Origin of the sequence: Stenotrophomonas nematodicola (assembly GCF_009467805.1) — a bacterium.
GTDB lineage: Bacteria > Pseudomonadota > Gammaproteobacteria > Xanthomonadales > Xanthomonadaceae > Stenotrophomonas > Stenotrophomonas nematodicola.
This window is the reverse complement of the sequence record NZ_WIAY01000001.1, coordinates 822,884-845,350: the sequence shown is the minus strand read 5'-3', so window position 1 is coordinate 845,350 and position 22,467 is coordinate 822,884. Positions and strand designations below refer to the sequence as shown.

Here is a 22,467-nt window from a genome sequence, read left to right as displayed (position 1 = left end):
GGTGTTTTTTTGCACCGTCAGTTGAGAAAAACCATTTTTTCGCGGTGAACTTGCCGCCCCTCGGAACGAACATGGCGAACCCCCGCAAACCGACATCGCTGAAAGTGGTGGCCGGCACGGATCGCCCTGACCGCGCACCGCCCGCTGCGGCCGCCGAGCTGCCGCTGGTGCCTGACGTGCCGCCGGCCCCGGACTGGCTGCCGAACCCTCATGCCGTCAAGGAATGGAACCGCTTGGCGCCAATCCTCCATGCCAACAAGCTACTCACCGAGGCGGGCCTGTCCGCATTCGGCCAGCTGTGCGCGTTGCATGGCAATACCGTGCAGCTCTACGCCGCCGGCCTGGCGCCGGTAGCGTCAATGGTGGCGCAGCTACGTGGTCTGATGAACGACTTCGGTTTGACCCCAGTTGCGCAGGGCAAGGTCAGGCCGTCAGGAGACGTCGAGAAAGTCGGGAACGCGTTCGCCAACAACGGTGCGAAGCGGAAGACCCGTGCGTGATTACGTTGGTATCGCCACGGCATACGCAGAAGAGGCGGTAGCCGACAAGAAGGGCAAGAAGTTCGGCAAGTGGATTCGGTTGGCCGGCAAGCGGTTCCTCGCGGACCTCAAGCGCGCCAAGCGGAAGCGGCCGCCCTTCCTGTTCGATGAGTGGCACGCATGCGACCCATGCGACTTTATCGAGAAGCTCCCGCACGTTGAAGGGAAATGGGCACGGCCCGAAATCGAGCTGCACCGCTCCCACGTGTTTTTTGTGGTGCAGCTCTTTGGCTTCCGCAACCTTGATGGCAGCCGACGCTTCACGTCGGCTCTGTTCGCGGTGGCCCGCAAGAACGCCAAGTCCACGTTGGCCGCGGCGATCCTGCTCTACTGCCAGTGCTGTGAAGAAGAAGAGGGTGCCCAGATCATCTCGGCGGCGACGACCGGCAGCCAGGCGCGGATCATCTTCAACGTCGCCAAGCGGATGACCGAGAAGACGCCCGACCTGCAGGAGGCCTTCGGGCTTGCGTGCTGGGCCAACGCGATTAGCCGGGTGGAGACGGGCGCAACGTTCAAGCCAATCAACTCCAAGGCGAGTACGCAGGACGGCCTGAACCCGTCGCATGTTGGCTTGGACGAGATCCACGCTCACAAGTCGGCAGACCTGTTGAACGTTTTGACCTCCGCAGCAGGCGCGCGGAGCAACCCCCTGTGGCTGTACACCACGACCGAGGGATATACCAACCCCGGACCCTGGGGCGAGATTCGGCAGTTCGCAAAGCAGGTGCTGCAAGGTGTCCTGGGAGACTCGGCCGACCACTTCCTGGTGGTGTTCTTTGCGGTTGACGACGAGGACGACGAGTTCGACGAGTCGGCGTGGCCAAAGGCCAACCCGCTCATGGACGCGAACCCGCACCTGTTGAAGGCGATCCGCAAGGAAGCCGTCGAGGCGCGGCAGATGCCGTCCAAGCTGGCCGAGTTCAAGATCAAGCGGCTCAACCGCCCAGCGTCTTCAGCCACGGGATGGGTGGACCTGACGAAATGGCAGAGGTGCGGCGGCCGTATCGACCTCGACTGGCTCGCCGGCCATCCATGCTGGGGGGCGTTGGACCTGGCCAGCACCTTGGACCTGACTTCTTGGAGGCTGGTCTGGAAGGTCGACGGCGTGTACTACACCTGGGGCCGTCGATTCGTCCCCTCGGAAGCTGTGCGCGCGCGCACAGAGCGCGGCGTCGTGCCCTACGCGGGTTGGGTGGCAGCCGGCCTGATTGAAGTCACCGAGGGAGAGGTAACCGACTACGCGGTGGTTGAGCGCCGTATCCGCGAGGACATCGACAGATTCGGACCTTTGGCGATTGGCTTCGACAAGTGGAATGCCCAGGAGATCAGCCAACGGCTGCTGGCCGATGGCCACCCGCTGATCGAGTTCAACCAGACCACGAAGAACTACCACCCGGCGATGCAGGAGCTGGAACGGGCCTATATCAGCAAAAGCATCCAACACGGGAACGACCCAGTGCTGAACTGGTGTGCTTCCAATCTCATCGCGGTGAAGGACGGAAACCTGAACATGAAGCCCGACAAGAAGCGTTCACCGGACAAGATTGACGACATGGCGACCCTGCTGATGGCCGTGGGCCTGAGCATGCCAGTAGCAGCGGAAGATGACGCGAGCGCCTTCCTCGCGAGTCCGGTGATCGGATGAAGGCGCGCTCAGCAAAGCCGGGTCGCCTGCGGGCGGCGGCCCTGAAATGGCTCGGTGTACCTATCCAATTGACCGATGGCGACTTCTGGTCCGACTTCTTCGGCTCCAGTTCCGCAGCAGGCGTCCCGGTGAACCAGCAGACGGTGCTGAAGCTGTCCGCAGTATGGTCGTGCGTACGGTTGATCTCTGAGACGATCTCTACGCTTCCCCTCTCGATGTTCGAAAAGACCAGCAGTGGGAAGCGCGTCGCAAGCCACCATCCGCTTCATTTCATTCTCCACGATCAGCCCAACGCCGACACGACCGCAGCAGTGCATTGGGAGGCGAGCGTGGCGGCAATGCTGCTGCGGGGTAACGCTAGGTGCGAGAAGCTGACTATCGGTGGTCGGCTTGTCGGTCTCCAGTTCCTTCATCCAGACCGGCTTACCAGCTTCAGGCGTGACGGTGTGAAAGTGTGGCGATACACCGACGAGGAGGGGCTGCAGAGGGAGATCCAGAATGATCGGATATGGAGCATCCCCGGCTTCTCGTTGGACGGAAAGGATGGCGTCTCAGTCATTGCCTACGGGGCGGAAGTATTCGGTGCCGCCATCGGCGCAGATCGGGCCGCGAGCGGTACGTTCGCCAAGGGGCTTCTGCCGACAACCGCAATCACTTTCCCTGCCGTGCTGAAGCCCGACCAGCGAGACGACGCGCGGAAAACTCTTGAAGCATTGAGTGGCGCGGTGAACGCGGGACGCCCCGTAATCCTTGAGGCTGGGTCTGAGATCAAGACCGTTGGCATCAATCCCGCCGACGCCCAGCTCCTTGAATCCCGGGCGTTCTCGGTGGAAGAGATTTGCCGTTGGTTCCGCGTCCCGCCCTTCATGGTGGGCCATAGCGAGAAGTCGACAAGCTGGGGCACCGGGATTGAGCAGCAGATGATCGGGTTCCTTACGTTCACCCTGGGCCCCTGGCTGAGGCGTATAGAGCAGGCGATCAGCAAAGACCTGCTGACGCCCGCCGAAAGGCTCCGGTACTACCCCAAATTCGCGGTGGAGGGCTTGCTGCGTGCGGACAGTGCTGGCCGTGCAGCGTTCTACGCGTCGATGGTGAACAACGGCATCCTCACCCGCGACGAGGTTCGCGAGTTGGAAGACCGTGAACCGATGGGGGGCAACGCGGCTGTGCTGACCGTCCAGACGGCGCTGGCACCGCTCGACAAACTTGGCCAAGCCGAAGACGGCAACGCAGCCCGCGCATCGATGCGCGCGTTCCTCGGCGTGCCTGACACCACCAGCAAGGAATAAGAGATGACTATCCGTGCAACGCCGGGCGTCCCCAGCGGACGGCCGCAGATGGACGTGCGCAGCTACATCGCACCGGCTGCCTTCGATCGTTGGGACTCCAGCATTCGTGCCGCCGCGGAAGGCGATGAGGACCGAACGATCGGCATCTACGACGTCATCGGTGAGGACTGGTGGACTGGGGGCGGATTCACCGCCAAACGCATGTCCGCTGCTCTGCGATCGCTCGGCAAAGGACCGGTGACCGTCGCAATCAACTCGCCGGGCGGGGACATGTTCGAAGGCCTTGCCATGTACTCAATGCTTCGCGAGCACCCCGGCGAGGTCACCGTGAAGGTGATGGGAATCGCTGCGTCGGCCGCGTCCATCATAGGTATGGCCGGTGACAAGGTTCAGATTGCGCGAGCTGGCTTCCTGATGATCCACAACTGCTGGCTGCTCGCGGCGGGCAATCGACACGAGCTGCGTGAGATCGCGGACCAGTTGGAGCCGTTCGACCAGGCGATGGCCGACGTATACGCCGCCAGGACCGGTGAGGACGTCAAGGCGATGCAGAAGCTGATGGATCGTGAGTCCTACATCGGCGGCAGCGCCGCTGTATCGCAAGGCTTTGCCGATTCGTTACTCGATTCTGACGAAATCAGCAAGAAAGACGACGGCAAGAACGCGTCAGCAGTTCGCCGGATGGAGGCAGCGCTCCGGGCGTCGGGCATGCCCAAGTCCGAGGCAATGCGTCTGATCAGTCAATTCAAGTCCAGCGCGGGCGATCCCGCTGGCGGCGGTGAGGGCGAGCCCACCGAACACGGCCAGCGTGACGCTGCCGGCTTCACGACCACTGCGGCGCTGGCCGCGAACCTCACCACCATTCTGTAAGGAGAGCCTCAATGGCCCAGATCGACGACGACATCAAGAACATCAACGCCAGCCTCGGGCAGGTGAATGAGCAGCTGAAGAAGCACGCGGAACAGGCCAAGGCCGACATCAGCGCGCATGCACAGCTGTCCGAAGAAACGAAGGCCAAGGTTGACCAGCTGTTGACCGCCCAGGGCGAACTGCAGGCCAACCTCCAGGCAGCCCAGCAGGTGATCGCCAAGCTCGAGCAGGGCGGGGGTGCGCCGGCCAAGGCGCGCACCATCGGTGAAGTCGTAGCGACCTCCGATGTGTGCAAGAACTTCAATCCGGGCATGCAGGGCAGCTTCACGGTGAAGGCCGCCATCACCCGCGAGGACGCGTCGGCCGGCAACCTGATCGAGCCCCACCGTATCCCGGGGGTCGTGGCTACCCCGAACCAGCGCCTGTTCCTTCGCGATCTGCTCACGTGGGGCACGACCACGTCGGATAGCCTGGAATACGTGCGGGAAACCGGATTCACCAACAACGCCGAAGTCGTGGCCGAGAACCCGGTCAACCCGAAGCCCGAGTCTGACCTGGCCTTCGAGCTGGACTCGTCGAAGGTCGCCACGATTGCCCACTGGATCCGTGCGTCCAAGCAGGTGCTGCGCGACGCCGGAATGCTGCAGGCCTACATCAATGGTCGCCTCATGTACGGCCTGAAGCTGAAGGAAGAGGGGCAGCTGCTCAAAGGCTCGGGCGTCGGCCTCAACATCAACGGGCTGTACACCCAGGCGACTGCGTACGCCAACCCCGGTGTGGTGGTGCAGAACGAGACCGCGATCGACCGCATCCGCATCGCCATGCTCCAGGTGACGCTGGCCGAGTACGAAGCCGACGGCATCGTGCTGAATCCGATCGACTGGACGACCGTCGAGCTTTCGAAGACCACCGAGAACGCCTACCTGTTCGCCACGCCGCGCGGCCTGGCAGTGCCCGGCCTGTGGGCGCGTCCGGTGGTGGCGACCAAGGCGATGGATACCGGCGAATTCCTGACCGGTGCTTTCAAGCTGGGCGCGCAGGGCTGGGACCGTGAGCAGGCGATCATCACGGTCTCCAACCAGGACCGCGACAACTTCGTGAAGAACATGGTGACCATCCTCTGTGAAGAGGACGTCGGGCTGACCGTGTTCCGTCCCGAAGCTTTCGTGAAGGGCGGTTTCGCCGGCCTGCCGGTGGTGGACGGCCCGTAACGTAGTCGCGGGGCAAGGCGAGGACCTTGCCCCGCGTAGGAGAAGAACATGGCGAAAGTGAGGGCTCTCAGCTCGTTTGAACACGGTGGCCATCGAAGTCGCGGTCATAAGTTTGAGGTGTCGCCCCAGCATGCCGATCTGCTCGTTAAGCGAGGTCTCGTCGCTCTGATCCCCGGTTCGCTATCCGCCTCCGTTGGCGGTGCCCCCTTGGCGCGCACTGGCGCGGCCCTGGTTGGCCAGAATGCTTCGGACGTGATCGCCGAGCTGGCCACGGTTGTAGATATGGGCACCCTTGCAGCGGCCCTTGAGGCCGAGCAGTCGAAGGGCGACAAGGCAAGAAAGACCGTGTTGGAGGCGATTGCCTCGGCTATTGCGGCGCTTCCTAAGGAATGAACCATGCTGATTGAACTGGCCGACGCACGGCGACATCTGGTTCTCATCCATGACCTGGATGATGAGCTGATCACCGACTACATCAACGCCGCCCAGGATTACATTGAGCAGTACATTGGGCGGTCAATCCCTTGGATGGATGGGGGCAATCCGCCAGAACAGGTTCCGGTGCCGGAGTCGCTCAAACAGGCGGCGCGCTTGCTGGTCGGTGACAGCTACGCGCTTCGCGAGGCCTCGGTGACCGGCACCATTCACTCAGACAATCCGGCCGTGATGCGGCTGCTGAACCCCTACCGCGTCACCTGGGGCGTGTGATGGCGCGCCGTGGGAAGTACAGGCATCGCGTCACGCTGCAGAACCACGACGTCATCCGGCAGCCCCTGGGCGGCGACACCAGAGTGTGGAGGGACTGGCAGAAGGATCTGCCGGCGGAAGTGGTTCCGCTATCGGGGCGCGAATTCACGGCGGCAAGCGCCGAGCATGGCGAGGTCACTGCCCGCATGGAGATCCCATACATCCCTGGCGTTCTGTCCTCGATGCGCGTTCTGTTCGATGGACAGGCGTATGCCATCCGCGCAGTGCTCCCGGACCCGACCGCGCGGCAGTGGCTGACGCTGATGGTGGATGCAGGGGTCGCTGATGGCTGAAGACCTGGTGCTGCATGGCTTGAAGGGGCTGCTGGATACCCTGCGCGGGTTGCCGGACGACGTCCGTGGGAAACCCCTGCGCACTGGTATGCGCAAGGCAGGGAACATCATCCGCGATGAGGCTCGAAATCGCGTTGCGAAGCGGTCGGGCTTCCTTGCCGGTGAGATTGTTGTTCGGAGGGCCAACGCCAAGAACCGCCGTCGGGCAGGGGTGGGCACGGATGGGGAGTACTTCACGGTCGGAGTACGGGTCGGCCGTAAGGCGAAGTACTCAAACACGAAGCGCAACCAGCGCATGCGGCGTGTTGGCAAGGTCTACGAAACGACGGGCTGGGCGCACTACTGGCGCCACCTGGAGTTCGGCACGAAGAAGATGGCGGCCAAGCCGTTCCTCACACCGTCCGCTGAGGCCCGAGGACCTGAGGCCGCCCAGGCGATCATCAATGAAACGTGGATCGCGATCACTCGCGCGCTGAAGCGGAAAGGCTGGGTACTGTGATGATTCCTCTGATCCAACCGGTTTTGCAGGGTAGTGCGCCTGTGCGTGCGCTGCTTGGCGATCCAATCCGCGTCTGGCCCAGTGTGGCACCTCAGGGCGCGGCTTTGCCCTACGCAACCTGGGAGGTCGTGGCAGGCTCCCCAGTTCCTCAGTCCGACACACCACCGGCCGACGGTTGGCGGGTCCGAATTACGGTCTGGGGCCAGGACACCATGCAGGCGAACGCCGCAGCTATCGCGATCCGCGACGAGGTTGAGCGCCGCGGCAGCATCGAATCCTACAACCCGAGCCCGGACCCCGACGGCACCGACACCTTCGGCATCTCCTTCGACGTGCGGCTGCTGGACATCCGGTAGCTGCTCGAAATGCTCAACCCCACCACCGGCGCAAGCCGGTTTTTTTCCGCCCGGCGACCGGGCTCTATCCAAGAGGTAAAACGCAATGGGCGTTTTGAAGTCGAAGCACACCCAGCTGTTCATTGCCACCGCGCCCACCGAGGTCACGAAGGTGACCCGTTTGCGCTCGGTCGGCTTCCCCGATGGCCAGGCATCGGAGATCGACGTCTCCGATTTCGATGATGACTGGGATCAGTTCGTGGCCGGCCGGAAGGCCACCGGCAGCACCACCATCGAAATCAACTACGACGCCGTCGACCACGAGAAGATCGAGGCGCTGCACAAGAGCGGCGAGGTGGTGGATTTCCTGGTCACCGCTCCGAAGTCGGAAACCGAAGGCGTGGACAAGCCGGAGGCCGTTGCCGGTGTCATCACGCCGCCGGACGACGTGGTCTCCAAGCAGTTCAAGGGCTTCGTGCAGAACTTCGCCGTCCAGGTGGCCGACAACGACATCTGGAAGGCAACCATCACCATTCGTGGCTCCGGCGCGGTCACCACCCATCGTCCGGCGCCCTAAAAGGCGCAACGGCGATCTCTTTTTCGGCCCGCTTCGGCGGGCCTTCTCTCTGGCCGGGCGCGCGGGAACCCCCGCGTGTTAGCCGTGCGCGGCCTGCGCGCCCGACCACCATTTCAGGAAACGGCCCATGAGCAAGACCAACGACACCCCGGCGACCGACGCGCTCGCTGCCCCGCCGACCGTGCTGCAGACCTTCACCAGCCTCGGCATGTTCGCGTCCAAAGACGTGCGCGCGGATACCATCACGCTGCCCAGCGGCGACAAGGCGCAGTTCCACGTGCGCGAGCTGCCGGACGCGGAGTTCCGTCGGCTCTACCAGGACGGTGATCGCGCGAAGCTGATCGCGGCCACCATCTGCGACGAGAACGGCAAGCCGGTGATGACCGCCGCGCAGGCCGCACAGCTGAAGCCGTTGGTTGCCGCGGAACTGCAGCAGGTCGCCATGAAGCACTCCGGCTTCGGCGACAAGGCCGCTGACGCCCAGGCCGAGACGGGAAACGCCTAAGGCAGCGCGGCGAAGACTGGTTCTGGCACGTACTGGCCGGCCACCTGCATCGCACGGTGGCCGAGCTGCGGTCGACTATGTCGCGCCGCGAGTACCTGAGCTGGTGGGAGTTTCACAAGCGGAACCCCATCGACCCTGTTGGTCTGCACATCAAGCCTGCGGCCTTCGCCGCCTTCACGGCAGCAGCGCACAGCCAGGCCGGCACAAAGCGCAGCATGCAGGCGTTCCTAGATGTTCTTGTGCCGAAGTCCGACGACGACGAGGCCGAGGATTGGTTCGACTCACTCTGAGGAAATGATGGCTGACACCTTCGGGCGCTTTGCCGCGCTGCCCATTGGCCCGTTGCTGGCCGCCCGCGACGGCGGCCTCACGCTGGCTACAACCGCAGCGGCGGAGATCCACCACATGGCCCGCTCTGACCTTGCACTGGCTCACGGCACCTTCGGTGCCGAGTTCGCGGTGTGGGGCGATGATCCGATGGCCGCCGTCGTCGGCGTCGCGACGGCCGGCGCTTCGCTGACCACCTTCCCCGGCGGTGATGCCGCTGGCATTGGTTGGAACCTTGGCGCAGGGACCGTGCTTTTCGACGGTGGGCCGGTCGCTGCCGGCTTGCCCGTCCTTGCCAAAGGTGAAATCGCGGGGGTGCTGGTGGAGGTCGGCGCGCCAACCCGGCTCAAGCTTTACCGCAACGGCGTGCTGGTCCACCAGAGGGACATCGGGCTTACCGGCCCGCTGCACTTCTGCGCCTCGCTCGCGGCCACCGAAGCTGGTGGTCTGTGCATGGCGGTCAATGCAGGGCAGTGGGGTGCCAGTAGTCCTGCCGCTCAGGTCGGCTGGCGCTTGCCCGCCGCATCCCCAGCGGTGGCGCGCCTCGCCGATGCCGACTGGCTGACCGCCCCGGGTGACTCCCCGGCCAACGCCCGGTTCGAGGGGGTGCTGGCCGACGGCATCACCCTCATCAGCGAAATCAACTTCTGGCCGTGGGGTGGTGAACCGGTGAGCCAGACCAGCGCGGCGGAATGCCAGGCGCTGGACGCTGATGGCGTCCTGGACGATCTGGCGCTCAGTGGCGCTTCTGGCGCGCCGGCGCAAGTGAGGGTCGGTCCGGCGGATGGGATGCTCGCCGACACGCACGCGGCGTACCGCTTCTCGCTCGACCGGATCGAGATCAACGACGACGGCACCAAGGGAATCTACTTCCGGGACGCGCACGATGACCTGGACGAGGTGATCAACCGCAGTGTGTTCCTGCCGAACATCCCCGGCCTGGCGTGGAAGCCGCAGCCGGTGCTGATCGGCGCTGTGGCCAGCGTGCCGGCGATGGGGGCAAATTCGGATGCGACGGCGATGTTCGTTGCCGATTCGCGGATCTACACGGATACCGTCCTTGACCGCGGCGACGCGATGGAGGCGGGCACATTCTCCCTATCCCCGGATGGGCAGCAGCTGCTCATGCGATCGCCACCGGTCATGCCTGTGGTGACAGACGCTTCCAGCGTTGGTCCGGGGCCGGCGCCGGCGACGCTGCAGCAGGCGATGGCCGACATCATGGGGCGCCTGGGCAAGGCAGCATGGTCGGGCACAGACTGCGCGGCGATCGATGCCGCCACTGGCTATGCCGGTGTGGGCTACTACGCCGGCACGGCCATCACTGGCCGGGACGCCATGAACGCGATCCTGCCCAGCTACGGAGTGGGCTGCTACCAGGACGCTGACGGTGCACTTCGATTCGTCCAGGTGGCGGCGCCAGAGGAATGGGCGGGGGAGCTGGCTTTCGATCTCGCCGGCGGCGACCTGGCCGAAGATCTGTTCGCCGTTCCTGACGAAGCTCCGAACCTCACTCGCCGCATGGCTTACCGGCCGAACGCCCAAGCGTTGAGCGCTTCCGACCTGGTCACGGACGTGGTGGACATGCCGCAGTGGCGCCGCGACGAGCTCATGGGATTGTTCCGCGCCCAGGTGTACGGGGCCGGGGCGATGCATCCTCACTACCGCCGCGCCGACGGCGCCGACCCGGTGCTCTCGCTCTTCTGGAATGGCGCGGACGCGCAGGCAGAGATCGACCGGGTAGTGGCCATGTACCGGGTGCAGCGGTTCTTCTACCGGGTCAGCGTGCAGGGCGACCAGGAGCTGGCGCCGCACCCGGGGCAGGTGGGACGCATCGCCTACAGCCGGTATGGGTTGGAGGCAGGCAAGCAGGTACTGGTGCGGCGCGTGGAGCGCAACCCTGCCACGGGTGACGTGGTGCTGACGTTGTGGGGGTGATGCGGTGCTGATCGGATATGGAATGCCTGCGGTGCAGTCTGTGGCGCTGGTGGGCGGCACCTGGCTGACCGCCGACGCCGGCGCTGCATTGTTCGACGGAAAGCCGGGGCGCCGCAGCCGCATTCACCGGACAGGCAGCCTGTCCATCAACGTGACGCTCGCCGAGGGGCTGGTCCCGGGGATAGTGGCGTTGCTCGGCCTCAACGTGCCGGAGGGGGTGTTGGTCAGCGCCGCGGGGGCCACCGCAACGACCGTGCGCCTGCCCGACGGCACCGTATGCGCCTGGCTGTTCCCGACCGCCGCAGCCACGGTGAGCAGCGTCGCGGTGGTGATCGACACCCTGGTGACGAACGTCGAAGTGGGGGAGATTGCGATCTTCCGTGCGGTCGACATCGGCATCAAGGATGGGTGGGCGGTTGGACCGATCGACGCCAGTGTCCACACGCGGACCAAGGGCGGGCAGGTCAACACCGTACCCGGTGCTGTCTACCGGCGGCTGACTGCGACCTTCTCAGGACGGCCCACGGAGGTGGTGCGCCGAGGCGGGTTGGGTGGCACCGACTGGGAGACGCTCGCGATGGCGATGGCCCGTCGCCGGCGAGCTTGTGTTATCCCGCAATTCCGGGACATCCGCTCCAAGGCCTTCGATCCGGGACTGGCCGCGCGCGCTGCAATTTATGGTTACGCCGTCCAGCTTCCGACGGCGGAGAACCTCAGCCGGCAGTATTTCAGCGGGTACATGGAGTTCGAGGAAATTCCAGCATAGTTTGTCGAAGTTACCGCACGGTGCGACAATTTTTACCCTTCATGGCTGAGGGGTTAATGACCGATGAGTAGGGTTTACACGTCCAAGGATTGGATCGCTGCTGGAATTGCCTTCGTTGTAGTGGTCGGGGCATTCGCTTGGATGCAGATTGGCGGACGAAAATCACCAGAGGAACGGGTAGAGGCTTCGGCCAGCGACAGATGTAGGCAGTGGATCAAAGAGTCCGCGAAGAACCCTTCATCTGCGCGTGTTCCTGGGCCATCCCGGGTCCAGACCTTCAGCGATAGCATCGTCGTGACCTGGGTTGCTGGGGAAGGACTGACGCTCATGAACGGATTCGGAGCAAACGGAGACACAGCCGCGCGCTGCACGATGTCTAAGGATGGAGTGTTCCTCAAAGAGCTGGTCATCGACGGCCAGCTCGTTAAGCGTTCACGGCCCAAATAGGCCGTAGCTGCTGAAACGCGCCTCGGTGGCGCAACGACTAAGTACAGGCCCGCCACGAGCGGGCCTTTTCTATTGGTGAAACATGGCCCTCTACACTCTGACCGTCGATCTGCTCGCAGAAACCGGGAGCTTTGAACGCGACCTTGGAAAGTCTGCTCGGGCTTCTGATCGCGCCGCAAGGGCAATGCGGCAGATGCAGCGCGAGATGTCCGACAGCTTCGCGCAGGCCGCCCGCGATGCAAAGGTGTCGGTTACCAGCATCGACCTGAGCATGTCTTCGCTGGCAAAGGGCTTTGGCGCGATTGGAGGCGGGGCCCTGTTGGGGCGGTTCATTACGGAGACCGTGAACGCGCAGAATGAACTTGCCCAGTTGAATGCGATCCTGAAGTCCACGGGGCAGACCGCCGGCTTCAACAGCCGGCAGCTGGTCGATATGGCTGACAAGATGGCCAAGGCGACCACTCACTCGTCCGGTGAGATCGTCAATGCGCAGACGCGCCTGTTGTCGTACACGGGCATCGTAGGAGAGAACTTCCCACGGGCTCTTCAGCTCGCAATTGACCAGTCGGTGCGACTTGGCGAGAACATCACTCAGTCGGCCGAAACCATCGGCAAGGCGCTTGAGTATCCGACTGAGGGAATTTCCGCACTTACCAAACAGGGCTTCCTCTTCACCGAACAGCAGAAAGACATGCTGGCTTCGCTGGTTGAAACGGGCCGTCTCGCGGAAGCCCAGGCTATGGTCATGGGCGTCATGGAAGGGTCTTACGCTGGCGCCGCGGCTGCAGCCCGTGACACGCTTGGCGGCGCCCTGACGGGGCTGAAGAACTCCTTTGATGACCTACTGGGAAGCCAGGCTCAAAGCGGAGGAATTGCTGCGGCAACGACCGCAGTAAATTCGTTCGCTGACAACCTGGGGGTAGTCGCGGCAGCGGCGGTTCCGCTTGGAACCGGCCTTGCCGTCTTCTATGCAGGCGGCAAGCTGATGGCCGGGATTTCGGCACTCAACGCGCTGTGGGCCGCCAACTCCGTGGTGGCAAATCGAGCATCCATAGGCATGATGGGGATGCTCCCGCCGACGGTGCGATTGACCGCTGCGCAGACGGCTGCGCGCGTAGCAGCGCAGGGGCTTCAGTCCGCGTACGCCGCGCTCGGCGGTCCTGTCGGGATCGCTGCTGCGATCGCCACGGCAGTGGCTGGCTGGTGGATGATTCGCGACAGCACCAAGGAGGCGGACAGCGCGTTGATCGACTTCAACGGGACGCTGGACGACACGATCACCAAGTACACGGAGCTGAATAAGCAGGAGCGTGCCGGCGAGCTGCTGAAGCTCGATGCTCGAATTAGCGAGTCGTATAGGGAGGTCACAAAGTCCATTCAGGAAATGATCTCTTCTGCGGCGGCGTACTCGGACGTGGCTCACGCCGATGCATTCATCAAGGAAACCACCCGGCTAAAGGAGAGCCTCCACGGCGGAAAGCTCTCCGCCGATGAATTCTCTGCGGGGCTTGAAGCGGCCTGGCGCACGATGATCGACGGCTCTCCTGCAGCGCAGACTGTCGCGAAATCTCTGACGCAACAAACCGCAGCTGCAGCGACCAGTAGCCTCGAGTTCGAGCGCCAGCGCGGTTTACTCAGTGCGCTTACCGGAGTGAGCGGCGCGGCTGAGCGCCAGACCGACGCAACTACTGCCGCGCTCAATCGGCAGGCTGTCGCATCTCACGCGGCGTCCGAAGGAATTAACCAGCACCTGAAGTCGCTGCAGGCTAGTGTTGACAGTCAGCTGGTGAACCTCGTCCGCCTGAAGCAGGGCGCCGAAGCGGCGTTCATGGTCGATGTTGGGCAGAAGATCAATGCGGCTGGTGGTGTGGACAAACTCACCACCGAGCAGCGGGCTGCCTACAACAAGCAGATCGCTCAGGGTCTGAGCCTGATCCGACAGACTGAAGCCGCCCAGAAGGCGACGCAGACCGCACGCGCATCCGACAAGGCTTCGGCCAAGGAACAGAAGGCAGTTACCGAGGCCCTGGCCAGATACACGCAGCAGGCGGAGCTGGCGGCAGCGGCAATGAAAGGCCCGCTCGACGAGGCGATGGCCAGGCACCTGCAGAACATGGGTGAGTACAACGCCGCCCTGGCCAAGGGCAACATCGCCCAGGGTGATGCCAACGTGCTGATGGCCCAAAGCGCAATGGAATACGCCAAGGTAGCGGCAGAGGTTGATCGAGCCATGACCAGCCCGGAGGCCTTGCTGGCGACCATGAACGGCGAGCTGGCCATGCTGGGCAAGATCGGCCGTGCGCGGGAGCTATATCGCCGGCAGCTGCTCAACGAGCGCGACATGCGACAAGAGCTGCAAAAGTCGGTGGAGGCCGCTGGTGGCAAGGAAGCGCTGGCATTGGCCAAGGGCGCGGCGAGCTATGAAGAATACGAGCGGTCGATTCTGGCCGCGGCTGGTGCTTCCGCTGCGCTGTCGCTGCAGATGGAAGAGGCCGCGGCCAATGTCGAGGCCTGGGCCAACGTGGTGATCTACGGTGTCGGCGATGCCGCCGATGCTATGGCGGAGTTCGTTGCCGGCGGGATGCGCGACTGGCGCAGCCTGTGGGGGGACTTGAAGGACGTAGCCAGGCAGGGCCTGCGCGACCTTTCCCGCCAGCTGCTGCAGCAGAAGCTGGTGCTGCCGATCCAGACCAGCATCCTTGACCGAGTTGGCTACAGCATTCTGTCGGGCAATGGGACCGCCGCCGGCGGCCAGAATCTGGCCAGCGTGGCCGCGCTGGTGTCCAAGGGCCAGGCCGCTGCAGGCTTCCAGACCCGCATCGCCACTGGCACCCGCACGGACCCAGCGTCGATGATGGGATTCGGCAACAACATGCCAGCCTTCACCGGGCCTGGCGGCAAGGCGTCCTCGCTGTCGGGCATTAACTGGGGCGGCGCGCTGGCCGGCGGCATGATGGGGATGCAGGGCGGCGACGGCCTGTTCACCAAGGGCGTTTCCACGCTGGCCGGCGGCTTTGCCGGGAACGCCGTAAGCGGCGCCATCTCCGCCGGCATGGCTGCTTACAAGGGCGGCTCAGGGCTGATGGGCGCGCTGACCGGCGGGCTCAAGAGTATCGGGCCTGCCGGCTGGATTGGCTTGGGTGCATTTGCCCTGGACAAGGTCACCGGAGGCGGTTTGTTTGGCACAAACTGGAAGACTACCGGTGGCGCCAGCCAGTTCAACATCGGTGATTCCGGCGTGTCTGGTGTCAGTGAAACCACTCAGTCCAAGAAGCGGAGCCTCTTCCGGGGATCCAAAAGCCGAACCAATCGCGCAGCGATGGACGACGCGGCGCTGCAGTCCGTGCGCGACCTCTTCGACCAGATCGAGAAGGCGATGGGCCAAGCGGCTGCAGCGCTGGGGGTGGCGGTGCCACCAATGGTGGCGGGCTCATTTCGACAGGAGTTCGACAAGAATGGCAACCTGACCAAGGAGTTCGGCCAGATTGCCGGGCGGGTCTACTACGAGGCAGAAGAGGCCTTTGCCCAGCGTTTGGCTGGCGAGAACATGCTGGCGGTGGCCAAGGCTTACGGCGCAGCTGACGAAATAGAACGTCTGGCAGATCGCTACCGCAGTGACGCGGCCAAGCTTAACGAGGTGGCCGGCCTTACCGTTGCTATCCAGGCAGACATTGCAAATGCTGCCCAGTTGTGGAGCCGCAGCGGCGACGGAGTGATCACCGCAGTAGTTGACCGCATGGGAGACTTGGCCCGCGCTGGCGAAACGATGAGCGATGCCTATGCTCGACTGACTGGGGCGGCCAAGAGCTACGGTGAACTGATGGCGGATGTTTCGACGCAACTACTGACCGGAGACCTTTCGCAGTATCAGTCGCAGGCCCTGTCGATCGAACGCACCTACCGCCAGCAGGTTAAGGCGGCCAACGACTACGCCAAGGCGCTCGGTTTGTCTGGTGCCCGGGCGGAGGACTTGGCCAAGATCGAGGCCCTGCGCGCGACGAGCATGGGGAAGCTGCAGGCCCAGATCGATGCCGACAAGAAGGCAATGAAGTATGGATTGTCGATAAGCGACCTGTCACCGCTGACGGACCAGGAGAAGCTGCAAGAGGCGATGCGCGAGCTGGAGCGCGCGGTATCGGGGGGAGATGCCGGCGCGGCGCAGGCGGCCGCACAGGCGGCCTTGGGCTTCGGTCGCAACATCTACTCAAGTGGCAAGGACTACAACAGCCTGTTCGGCCAGGTGACCGGGCTGATCGACGGCATGAAGGTCGGGAATCTGGACATGGACGACGGCACCAGCATGGGCCAGCTCGCCGATGCGATCGAAGCTCTTCCCGACAACTTCAGCCGGGCCGTGTTTGACCTGGTGGTCGATGGGAAGGGGCAGGCCGAAACCACAGCAGCCGTCCAACAGAGCAATGCGCTGCTGACCGAGCAAAACAAGTTGTTGCACGGCCTACTCGCGGTGACCACGCAGGGCGTGCGCACCAGCACCAGTTCCTCGATGCGCGAAGCGCTCAACGCAAGGTAGTTCCCAATGCAGGCAAGGAAAATCACCCTGATCGAGATCGGGGCGGGCGCGCTTCCGTCGGTGACGCCGGCGGCGCCCCGGCAGTCCTCATGGTTCCCGGTCGTCTACACGGCAGCGGTCACGCCGCCGGTGGACGGCGTTGTCCCCAACCCGGTTGCTGACGGGGTGGTGATCGAATGGGCGGCGGTAGACCAGGCGGGCGTCGTCTACATCATCGAACGGGGGCCGACGCAGGAGGGCCCGTGGACGGAGATCCACCGTACGACGGAAACCCGCTATCTCTACAGCGACGGGAGCGGGCAGGCGTGGTGGTTCAAGATCACGGCGAGCGTGCGCGGCAAGCCCGGGGAGGGTTCCATCGTGGAGGGCACCCCGGGCAAAGTGCCGAACTACGCGGAAATGGAAGAGCTGAACCGGCAGATCGGTCAGGAGCGCATCGTCCGGTTCAATGAAGATCTTCGCGTGGCTGCCGCAGCGGCAGCCGACGCGACTGCCAAGGCCGACCTCGCTCGAGACGTCGCCGTGGCACGGGCGGATGCGGTGGCGGCACAGGTGGCCGATATCCTCGAGGCGGACGAATGGTCATTCGACGGCGTGTACCCCGTCGGCGATCTGGTGCAGGCCGGCGGTCGCCTGTATCGCGCTCGGGTGGAGACCAGCGGACAGCAGCCCGATCTGTTTCCTGCCGTGTGGGAGCTGATCGGCGAGTACGCATCGCTGGGTGAGGCAGTCGCTGGTGCGCTGTCCATGACCACCGTCAACGCGAGCGAGATCGAGGCCCAAGCCGCGCAGCTGCAGGCGATTCAGGTGCGTATGCCGATCGGGGCTGCCGCGGTCGCGAGTGAGGCCAGTGTTATCGCGGAGCGAAATGCCCGGGTGTCAGCCGATGAGGCCCAGGCGGGCCAGCTGCAGGCGGTGCAGGCGCGCATGCCAGCAGGTTCGGGCATGGTTGCAAGCGAAGCATCGGTCGTGGCCGAATCACAGGCTCGCGCCAGCGGCGACGCAGCGCAGGCTCAGCGGACAGACGCTGTCGTTGCACGCCTACCTGCCGGCGATGGCAGTCTCGCTTCCCAAGCGTCCGTGACTGCCGTCGAGCAGGCCAGTGTGGGCCGTGACAGCGCGCTTGGGCAGCGCATCGAACAGGTCAACGCAACGGTGGAGGGCAAGGCGGAGACGTCCGCGCTGCAGGTTCTCCGCAGTGAGGTTCAGCAGCTCGAGGGCGCCGTCAGCGCCAACAGCATCGCGATCACACAGGTAAAGGCTTCCACCGTAGCCAATCCCAACATGATCGCGAACCCCACGTGGCGCAGCGGCTTCGCCTCCTGGACTACCCCGGCGAGCGGCGGGGCGTACTCGGACGCCAGCTACGGACCATTCGCGGCGATCCACGCTACCGCCAGCAACGACACCTCCTATCAGTTCATCCCTGGGCCGATTACCCCGGGCATGCACACGTTGTCCGGCGAGATCTTCCGCAACGGGCTGCAAGGCAATGCCCGTTTGGCGATCAGCGCGTACAACAACGACGGGTTGATCGGGTCGGTCACCGCGCTGTCGGACCCGACCAAGCTCGGTGTCTGGACCAGGTACAGCTGCACGATCGACGTTCCCGCCGGCACCACCCGATTGCTTGTGGGCATCATCTGTGAGGTGACCGATGCCGTATCGTCTTTCCGCCGGCTGAAGCTGGAGCAGGGCGCGGCGCCAACGGTGTGGAGTGACGAGGTGGCCGCCGCGGCCACCGCGTCAGCCACGCAGGCCTTGGAGGTTCGCGCCACGACTCTGGAGAACGGCCAGAGCCAGCTGCAGGCGTCCTACACCTGGGCGCTTGACGTCAACGGCCGCGCCATCGGCATGACCTCGGTAAACAACGGCACCATCGGCCGCATCGACTTCGTGGCCGACCGCTTCGGAATCGTAGACCCGAACAATACCGGCAGCACCACGTTCGAGGGTGGCCGTTGGCTGACGCGGTCGGGCGGCCTTCTACTGGCGCACGGCAAGCCATTCGGAACGACAGGGGATCTGCTGTTCTGGATTGGCGTCGGCTCAGACGTGAATGCCTGCAGCAAGGCGAACGGCCTGCTGTGGTTCGACAACAAGGGGGCCGGCTTCTTTGGGGGCTCACTCTCGGCCGGCATCCGGCGCAACGCCTACCGCTCGACGGCCGTCTCTACGGCCGCGACGGTGGAGTCGCCGCCGTTTGGCACCGGTGGAGCGCCCAAGACAGTGGTCTTCAGCCTGGCCTACCACAACACCGGCTACTTGGATTCGGGCACGCCAGGCGTGGTCGCCAACAGCGTGATCATGACCCTGCAGCGCAGCTACAACGGCGGTGCCTGGGAGACAGTCAGTTCGATGCAGGTCGGCGGCCAGACCACCGTCTATTACGACGACCTGTGGGGAAGCTACAGCTACGAAGCGTCTGTCGGTGGCAGTGTCACGTTCACCGACGGCCTGCCTGGCGTCGGGACGTTCGCCTATCGGGTGCTGCTCAGCGGCGCGGCGGGCCTGTGGCCGATCACCCTGGCTGAGGCCAACGGCAGCAATTTCCACATCGGCTCCCAGGAGCTGTCCTTGATCAGTACGGAGGGTTGACGTGGCAGTAATCAGCGAGAGCGAACAGTTCGGAACGAAGGTTGAGGCGATCGCGCCTCGCATCGGGATCGACTGGAGCCCGTACACGAACGACGGTCCGGTGACCTTCCACTTCGAGAAGATCACCACCCAGTCCGATGGCACGGTCCTGGAGCGCACCTTCCTCGGCGTGCTGCCGGCAAGGATCAGCGAGCTGCTGGCGCGAGACTACACCGTGAAGCACCCCGTGACCGGCGAGGAAACGGTTGAGCCTGGGTGGAAGCTGATGGCCATGATCAAGGCTGCTACCGACGCCGTGTTCGAGGCGAGCGCGCCGCCGGCGATCCCGCCCCTGTAGCCACCGTTGCCTTGGATCGTGACGGAAATGCTGAGCCTCCGCGATTCTAAAGGCTGGTCACTCGTAGGCTGAACTGTTCAGGATGAACTTGTCAGCTAAGTGCTTGCCACCTGTAGTCTCCTCACGATGAATGAACAAACTGAAGTGCATGCGCTGGTCTATGCCAGCAGGGCAGTGGGCGGTATCCGAAACGCGGATCTTGAGCAGATCCTGGTGGACGCTTCTGTGCATAACCGAATGCACAGCGTCACTGGAGCGTTGCTGTACGACGGTTTCCGTTTCTTCCAGTACATCGAGGGTCCCTTGGAGGGGCTTGATGCTGTTTTCGAGAGGATCAAGCTCTCTTGCAAGCACGCCGATATCGACGTGCTTTTCAACGGCAGCATCGCGGAGCGCCATTTTTGGAACTGGTCAATGGCTTGCCGGCACGCGGAGGCATCATTGATCCAGCGTCTTGAGGCTTCGCGTTGGACAGAGCGAGCTCACTCGCATCTGCTTGACAGTTCAGAAGAGAACGGCGGGCTTAGGCTGCTATCGGACTTTTGGCATTCTGACCCCCCACCTGCAAGCTAAATAGGGGTCGGGGGCGCTTCTGCCAAATCAGCGTGTCCGTGCCGCCTGCAGATGCCGCCGACTTGGTGGTGGGCAAGGTCGATAAGTTCAAGGCCGTCGAGGGTGCTTAGCATAACGGCTGACCTTCTCCGCATGAGCAAGCCCCTTGCTCCCCCTTCACACAGCGGGATCCAGTAACGCTGGCCGATTATTGCGGGGCGTGTTCACCGCGCGACTGACCTGATAGGCCTCCATCGCCGGCGGCTCGCTGGCCAGCAGCATCGCCATCGCCGCGTCTGCGTCGGCTGCGATCCACTCTTCGGCCCGGCCAGGGTCCAGCCACACCGGCATCCGGTCGTGGATGTCCGCCGACACGCCGCTGCTGTCGCCGGTGATGACGGTGAAGGTGCCGAGGTTGTCCGGGTCCAGCAGCGGGCTGGTGTCTTCCCAGAGGCCGGCGGCCCACAGCGGCGTCGTCGCGTGGATGAACCACGGGTCCTTCTTCCCGTCTTCCTCGTTCACGGACCACTCGTAGTAGCCGGCCATCGGGATCAGGCACCGCCGCTTCTTGAACGCTGCACGGAATGCCGGCTTCTCGGCAACCGTCTCGATCCGGGCATTGATGGTGGAGCCCTGGAGCTTCTTGGCCTTGGCCCAGAAGGGCAGGAGGCCCCAGGACAGCCGGGTGAGCTGGAGGCCAGTGCCGCGGTCCAGAATCACCGACGCGCGCTGGGTCGGTGCCAGGTTGTAACTGGCTGGCATCGACAGCAGGTCGCCCACGAGCTGGGGGAACAGCCTCGCGTCAGCGTCGCGAATGGGGGTCTGGACGAATCGGCCGCACATAATTGTGATCCCGTTCCCCGTTTAGTGAGGGGGCATTCGCGCCACTTTTACCCGCCGGGCGTGAGTATCGAGTGCCCGGCTAGTGAAGGAGAACGACATGACTCCCGGTGCCGTGCGCATCCTCGACCATTGGGCGGCCACACCCAACTTCCGGACTCTGACGGTCGCTGAGGCTGCCGCCGGTCTTCAAGAGCTGCTGCCCCAATATCCAGGTCCGACCGACCAGCCGGTGGCGATCTGCGTCAATGGCTACCGCTGGTTCGTCCATGAGATGGAAGCGGTAGCGGATGCAATCTATCGCGCGTCGCGCCGTCCCCACCAACTTGACGAGACCCTCGCCGGCGCGGACTGGGATGCCGACGTGAACGAGCAGGGACTGTGGGCTCTTCCTGGCAGGTGTTCGAGGCGTAGCCACAACGAGCGGGTACGCGACGAGTTCCTGATGCATAGGGCGCAATCCAAGCCTGGTTCGTCGCTGCCGGATCGCAGGGCCTGAGACGGTCATCCGTATCCTGCTCCTATGCTTCCTCACGACTTCGAATGGGCGATGTCCCTCCCGAGCCCTGACTGCCGCCCGGACGTGATCCGGCACAGGGGGCAGTGGGTGGTCAGACTTCACCAGCGGGTGGACACCGGGGCGTGGTTCGCCGAGCTGGACGTGCAGCGGGAGCGCCGGAATAAGAGGCCTTGCCAGAGCTACGACACCGGAATAATGGGTGTGGAGCTTTGGGTCGAGCGGCACCAGGAGCGGTTACGGGCCGAAGTGCTCGCCAAGTATGCCAGACACAAGTTCCCGATCAAGCCTCTGTAGTGCCTGCGCATGTCTGTCGGTTGTCCTCTGAGCGTTCCGCAATCGGCGACACCCCCTTGCGGCACTAAGGCCTGAATGGGTTGATTCGGAGGCGTTTGCGGAACGGAATTGCCCTCAAAGCCCTTGACGCATCAACCTTCTGGTCAGGACTGCAAATCCGCGTACGCCGGTTCAATTCCGACCCAGGCCTCCATCTTGATTCAAACGATCAGCCCGCCAACAGCGGGCTTTTTGTTGTCTGCGCGCAGGGTGCTGGTTGTACGCTGAGGGGCACAACGCGTTGAACAGGAGGACTGCATGGGTGTGCTGGACATGATGGTTGCTCTGGCTGTTGCCGGCCTGTCGATGCCAGCCGGCGCGTCGGGCGGTGAGCGGCCCACGCCGCGCTACGAGATTTCCGTCGAGCGCCTGAACGTCGCCGCGGCTGCGGGGAAATCCGCAGGCGATGTGCTGTCCGACAACAACCTCAAGGCGCAGCTCGAATCACGGCTTGGCGACACCGACGTGGTGCGCGCGATTGTCGGCGACGCGGCACTGGCCGAGATGGTGGGGGCGAGCCATGTCCCCACCTGCGCGCCAGACTGTGACGAGCACGCCGTGCTGACCGTGCGCCTGATTCTGGAGGACCACAGTTCGCTCGACTTTCGCCTGCCGGTTCGCAGAACCACCGCTGACGCGCTTGAGGACACCGCACGTACCGCCAGCGGCGCGCGCATCACCCGTGGCGCGCAGTAGCCCGCGCGTTTCTTCCCGGGACCGTGTGCGCGGCGCTTTGCCGATCCTGTCGGTATGAATGCTTCAGGCAGC

The 22,467-nt window shown here is 64.0% G+C and carries 23 protein-coding genes; 22 read left to right on the top strand and 1 reads right to left on the bottom strand.

The window, feature by feature from the left end:
• Nucleotides 1-71 precede the first annotated feature (71 nt).
• From GDJ08_RS03875 to GDJ08_RS20425, 19 genes are all read left to right on the top strand, one after another.
• Nucleotides 72-500, top strand: a complete 429-nt coding sequence (locus tag GDJ08_RS03875; protein WP_153164340.1) for a hypothetical protein — start codon at nt 72-74, stop codon at nt 498-500.
• Nucleotides 493-2,184: a terminase large subunit gene (locus GDJ08_RS03870; RefSeq protein ID WP_153164339.1), complete on the top strand. Its 1,692-nt coding sequence runs from the start codon at nt 493-495 to the stop codon at nt 2,182-2,184. Before GDJ08_RS03875 ends, GDJ08_RS03870 begins: the two co-directional genes overlap by 8 nt.
• Nucleotides 2,181-3,473 (top strand): phage portal protein, encoded by a 1,293-nt coding sequence (locus GDJ08_RS03865; protein WP_153164338.1) that lies wholly within the window; start codon nt 2,181-2,183, stop codon nt 3,471-3,473. Before GDJ08_RS03870 ends, GDJ08_RS03865 begins: the two co-directional genes overlap by 4 nt.
• Before the next feature lie 3 nt (nt 3,474-3,476).
• Nucleotides 3,477-4,343 carry a head maturation protease, ClpP-related gene (locus GDJ08_RS03860; protein WP_153164337.1) on the top strand — a complete coding sequence of 289 codons (867 nt, stop codon included), beginning with the start codon at nt 3,477-3,479 and terminating at the stop codon, nt 4,341-4,343.
• Nucleotides 4,344-4,354: 11 nt separating this feature from the next.
• The gene (locus GDJ08_RS03855; RefSeq protein WP_153164336.1) at nt 4,355-5,554 is read left to right on the top strand and encodes a phage major capsid protein; all 1,200 of its coding nucleotides are present in this window, start codon (nt 4,355-4,357) and stop codon (nt 5,552-5,554) included.
• Between the two features lie 48 nt (nt 5,555-5,602).
• A complete protein-coding gene (locus GDJ08_RS03850; protein ID WP_153164335.1) occupies nt 5,603-5,947 on the top strand; it encodes a hypothetical protein in 345 nt (114 codons plus the stop codon).
• Between the two features lie 3 nt (nt 5,948-5,950).
• A complete protein-coding gene (locus GDJ08_RS03845; RefSeq protein ID WP_153164334.1) occupies nt 5,951-6,262 on the top strand; it encodes a head-tail connector protein in 312 nt (103 codons plus the stop codon).
• Nucleotides 6,262-6,594, top strand: coding sequence for a phage head closure protein (locus GDJ08_RS03840; RefSeq protein ID WP_153164333.1), 333 nt, complete (start codon nt 6,262-6,264; stop codon nt 6,592-6,594). Before GDJ08_RS03845 ends, GDJ08_RS03840 begins: the two co-directional genes overlap by 1 nt.
• Nucleotides 6,587-7,093: an HK97-gp10 family putative phage morphogenesis protein gene (locus GDJ08_RS03835; protein ID WP_153164332.1), complete on the top strand. Its 507-nt coding sequence runs from the start codon at nt 6,587-6,589 to the stop codon at nt 7,091-7,093. Before GDJ08_RS03840 ends, GDJ08_RS03835 begins: the two co-directional genes overlap by 8 nt.
• A complete protein-coding gene (gene gp17, locus GDJ08_RS20305) occupies nt 7,093-7,449 on the top strand; it encodes a tail completion protein gp17 (RefSeq protein WP_267873487.1) in 357 nt (118 codons plus the stop codon). Before GDJ08_RS03835 ends, gp17 begins: the two co-directional genes overlap by 1 nt.
• 85 nt (nt 7,450-7,534) lie before the next feature.
• Nucleotides 7,535-8,005 (top strand): phage tail tube protein, encoded by a 471-nt coding sequence (locus GDJ08_RS03825; protein WP_017355849.1) that lies wholly within the window; start codon nt 7,535-7,537, stop codon nt 8,003-8,005.
• Nucleotides 8,006-8,132: 127 nt separating this feature from the next.
• On the top strand, nt 8,133-8,510 hold the full coding sequence (locus tag GDJ08_RS03820; protein WP_017355848.1) for a hypothetical protein: 378 nt from the start codon (nt 8,133-8,135) through the stop codon (nt 8,508-8,510).
• Nucleotides 8,511-8,566: 56 nt separating this feature from the next.
• Nucleotides 8,567-8,800, top strand: coding sequence for a hypothetical protein (locus GDJ08_RS03815; protein WP_229296435.1), 234 nt, complete (start codon nt 8,567-8,569; stop codon nt 8,798-8,800).
• A gap of 7 nt (nt 8,801-8,807) precedes the next feature.
• On the top strand, nt 8,808-10,775 hold the full coding sequence (locus GDJ08_RS03810) for an SPRY domain-containing protein (protein WP_229296434.1): 1,968 nt from the start codon (nt 8,808-8,810) through the stop codon (nt 10,773-10,775).
• Between the two features lie 22 nt (nt 10,776-10,797).
• Nucleotides 10,798-11,541, top strand: a complete 744-nt coding sequence (locus tag GDJ08_RS03805) for a hypothetical protein (protein ID WP_153164330.1) — start codon at nt 10,798-10,800, stop codon at nt 11,539-11,541.
• A 529-nt stretch (nt 11,542-12,070) separates the two neighbouring features.
• Complete coding sequence (locus GDJ08_RS03800; RefSeq protein ID WP_153164329.1) at nt 12,071-16,519, top strand: tape measure protein; 4,449 nt, start codon at nt 12,071-12,073, stop codon at nt 16,517-16,519.
• A 6-nt stretch (nt 16,520-16,525) separates the two neighbouring features.
• Nucleotides 16,526-19,117 (top strand): hypothetical protein, encoded by a 2,592-nt coding sequence (locus GDJ08_RS03795; RefSeq protein WP_153164328.1) that lies wholly within the window; start codon nt 16,526-16,528, stop codon nt 19,115-19,117.
• A 1-nt stretch (nt 19,118) separates the two neighbouring features.
• Complete coding sequence (locus GDJ08_RS03790; RefSeq protein ID WP_153164327.1) at nt 19,119-19,454, top strand: hypothetical protein; 336 nt, start codon at nt 19,119-19,121, stop codon at nt 19,452-19,454.
• Between the two features lie 126 nt (nt 19,455-19,580).
• Nucleotides 19,581-20,027, top strand: coding sequence for a BLUF domain-containing protein (locus GDJ08_RS20425; protein WP_153164326.1), 447 nt, complete (start codon nt 19,581-19,583; stop codon nt 20,025-20,027).
• Nucleotides 20,028-20,183: 156 nt separating this feature from the next.
• Here GDJ08_RS20425 and GDJ08_RS03780 read toward each other — a convergent pair whose 3' ends face one another.
• The gene (locus tag GDJ08_RS03780; RefSeq protein ID WP_153164325.1) at nt 20,184-20,849 is read right to left on the bottom strand and encodes an SOS response-associated peptidase; all 666 of its coding nucleotides are present in this window, start codon (nt 20,847-20,849) and stop codon (nt 20,184-20,186) included.
• A 97-nt stretch (nt 20,850-20,946) separates the two neighbouring features.
• Between GDJ08_RS03780 and GDJ08_RS03775 the strand changes: the two genes are divergently transcribed.
• The 3 genes from GDJ08_RS03775 to GDJ08_RS03770 all read left to right on the top strand — a co-directional run bounded on the left by GDJ08_RS03775 (nt 20,947) and on the right by GDJ08_RS03770 (nt 22,395).
• Entirely contained in the window at nt 20,947-21,345 is a 399-nt protein-coding gene (locus GDJ08_RS03775; RefSeq protein WP_153164324.1) for a hypothetical protein, read from the top strand.
• Between the two features lie 51 nt (nt 21,346-21,396).
• Entirely contained in the window at nt 21,397-21,660 is a 264-nt protein-coding gene (locus GDJ08_RS19980; protein WP_165699755.1) for a hypothetical protein, read from the top strand.
• A gap of 297 nt (nt 21,661-21,957) precedes the next feature.
• The gene (locus tag GDJ08_RS03770; protein ID WP_153164323.1) at nt 21,958-22,395 is read left to right on the top strand and encodes a hypothetical protein; all 438 of its coding nucleotides are present in this window, start codon (nt 21,958-21,960) and stop codon (nt 22,393-22,395) included.
• Nucleotides 22,396-22,467: the final 72 nt, after the last annotated feature.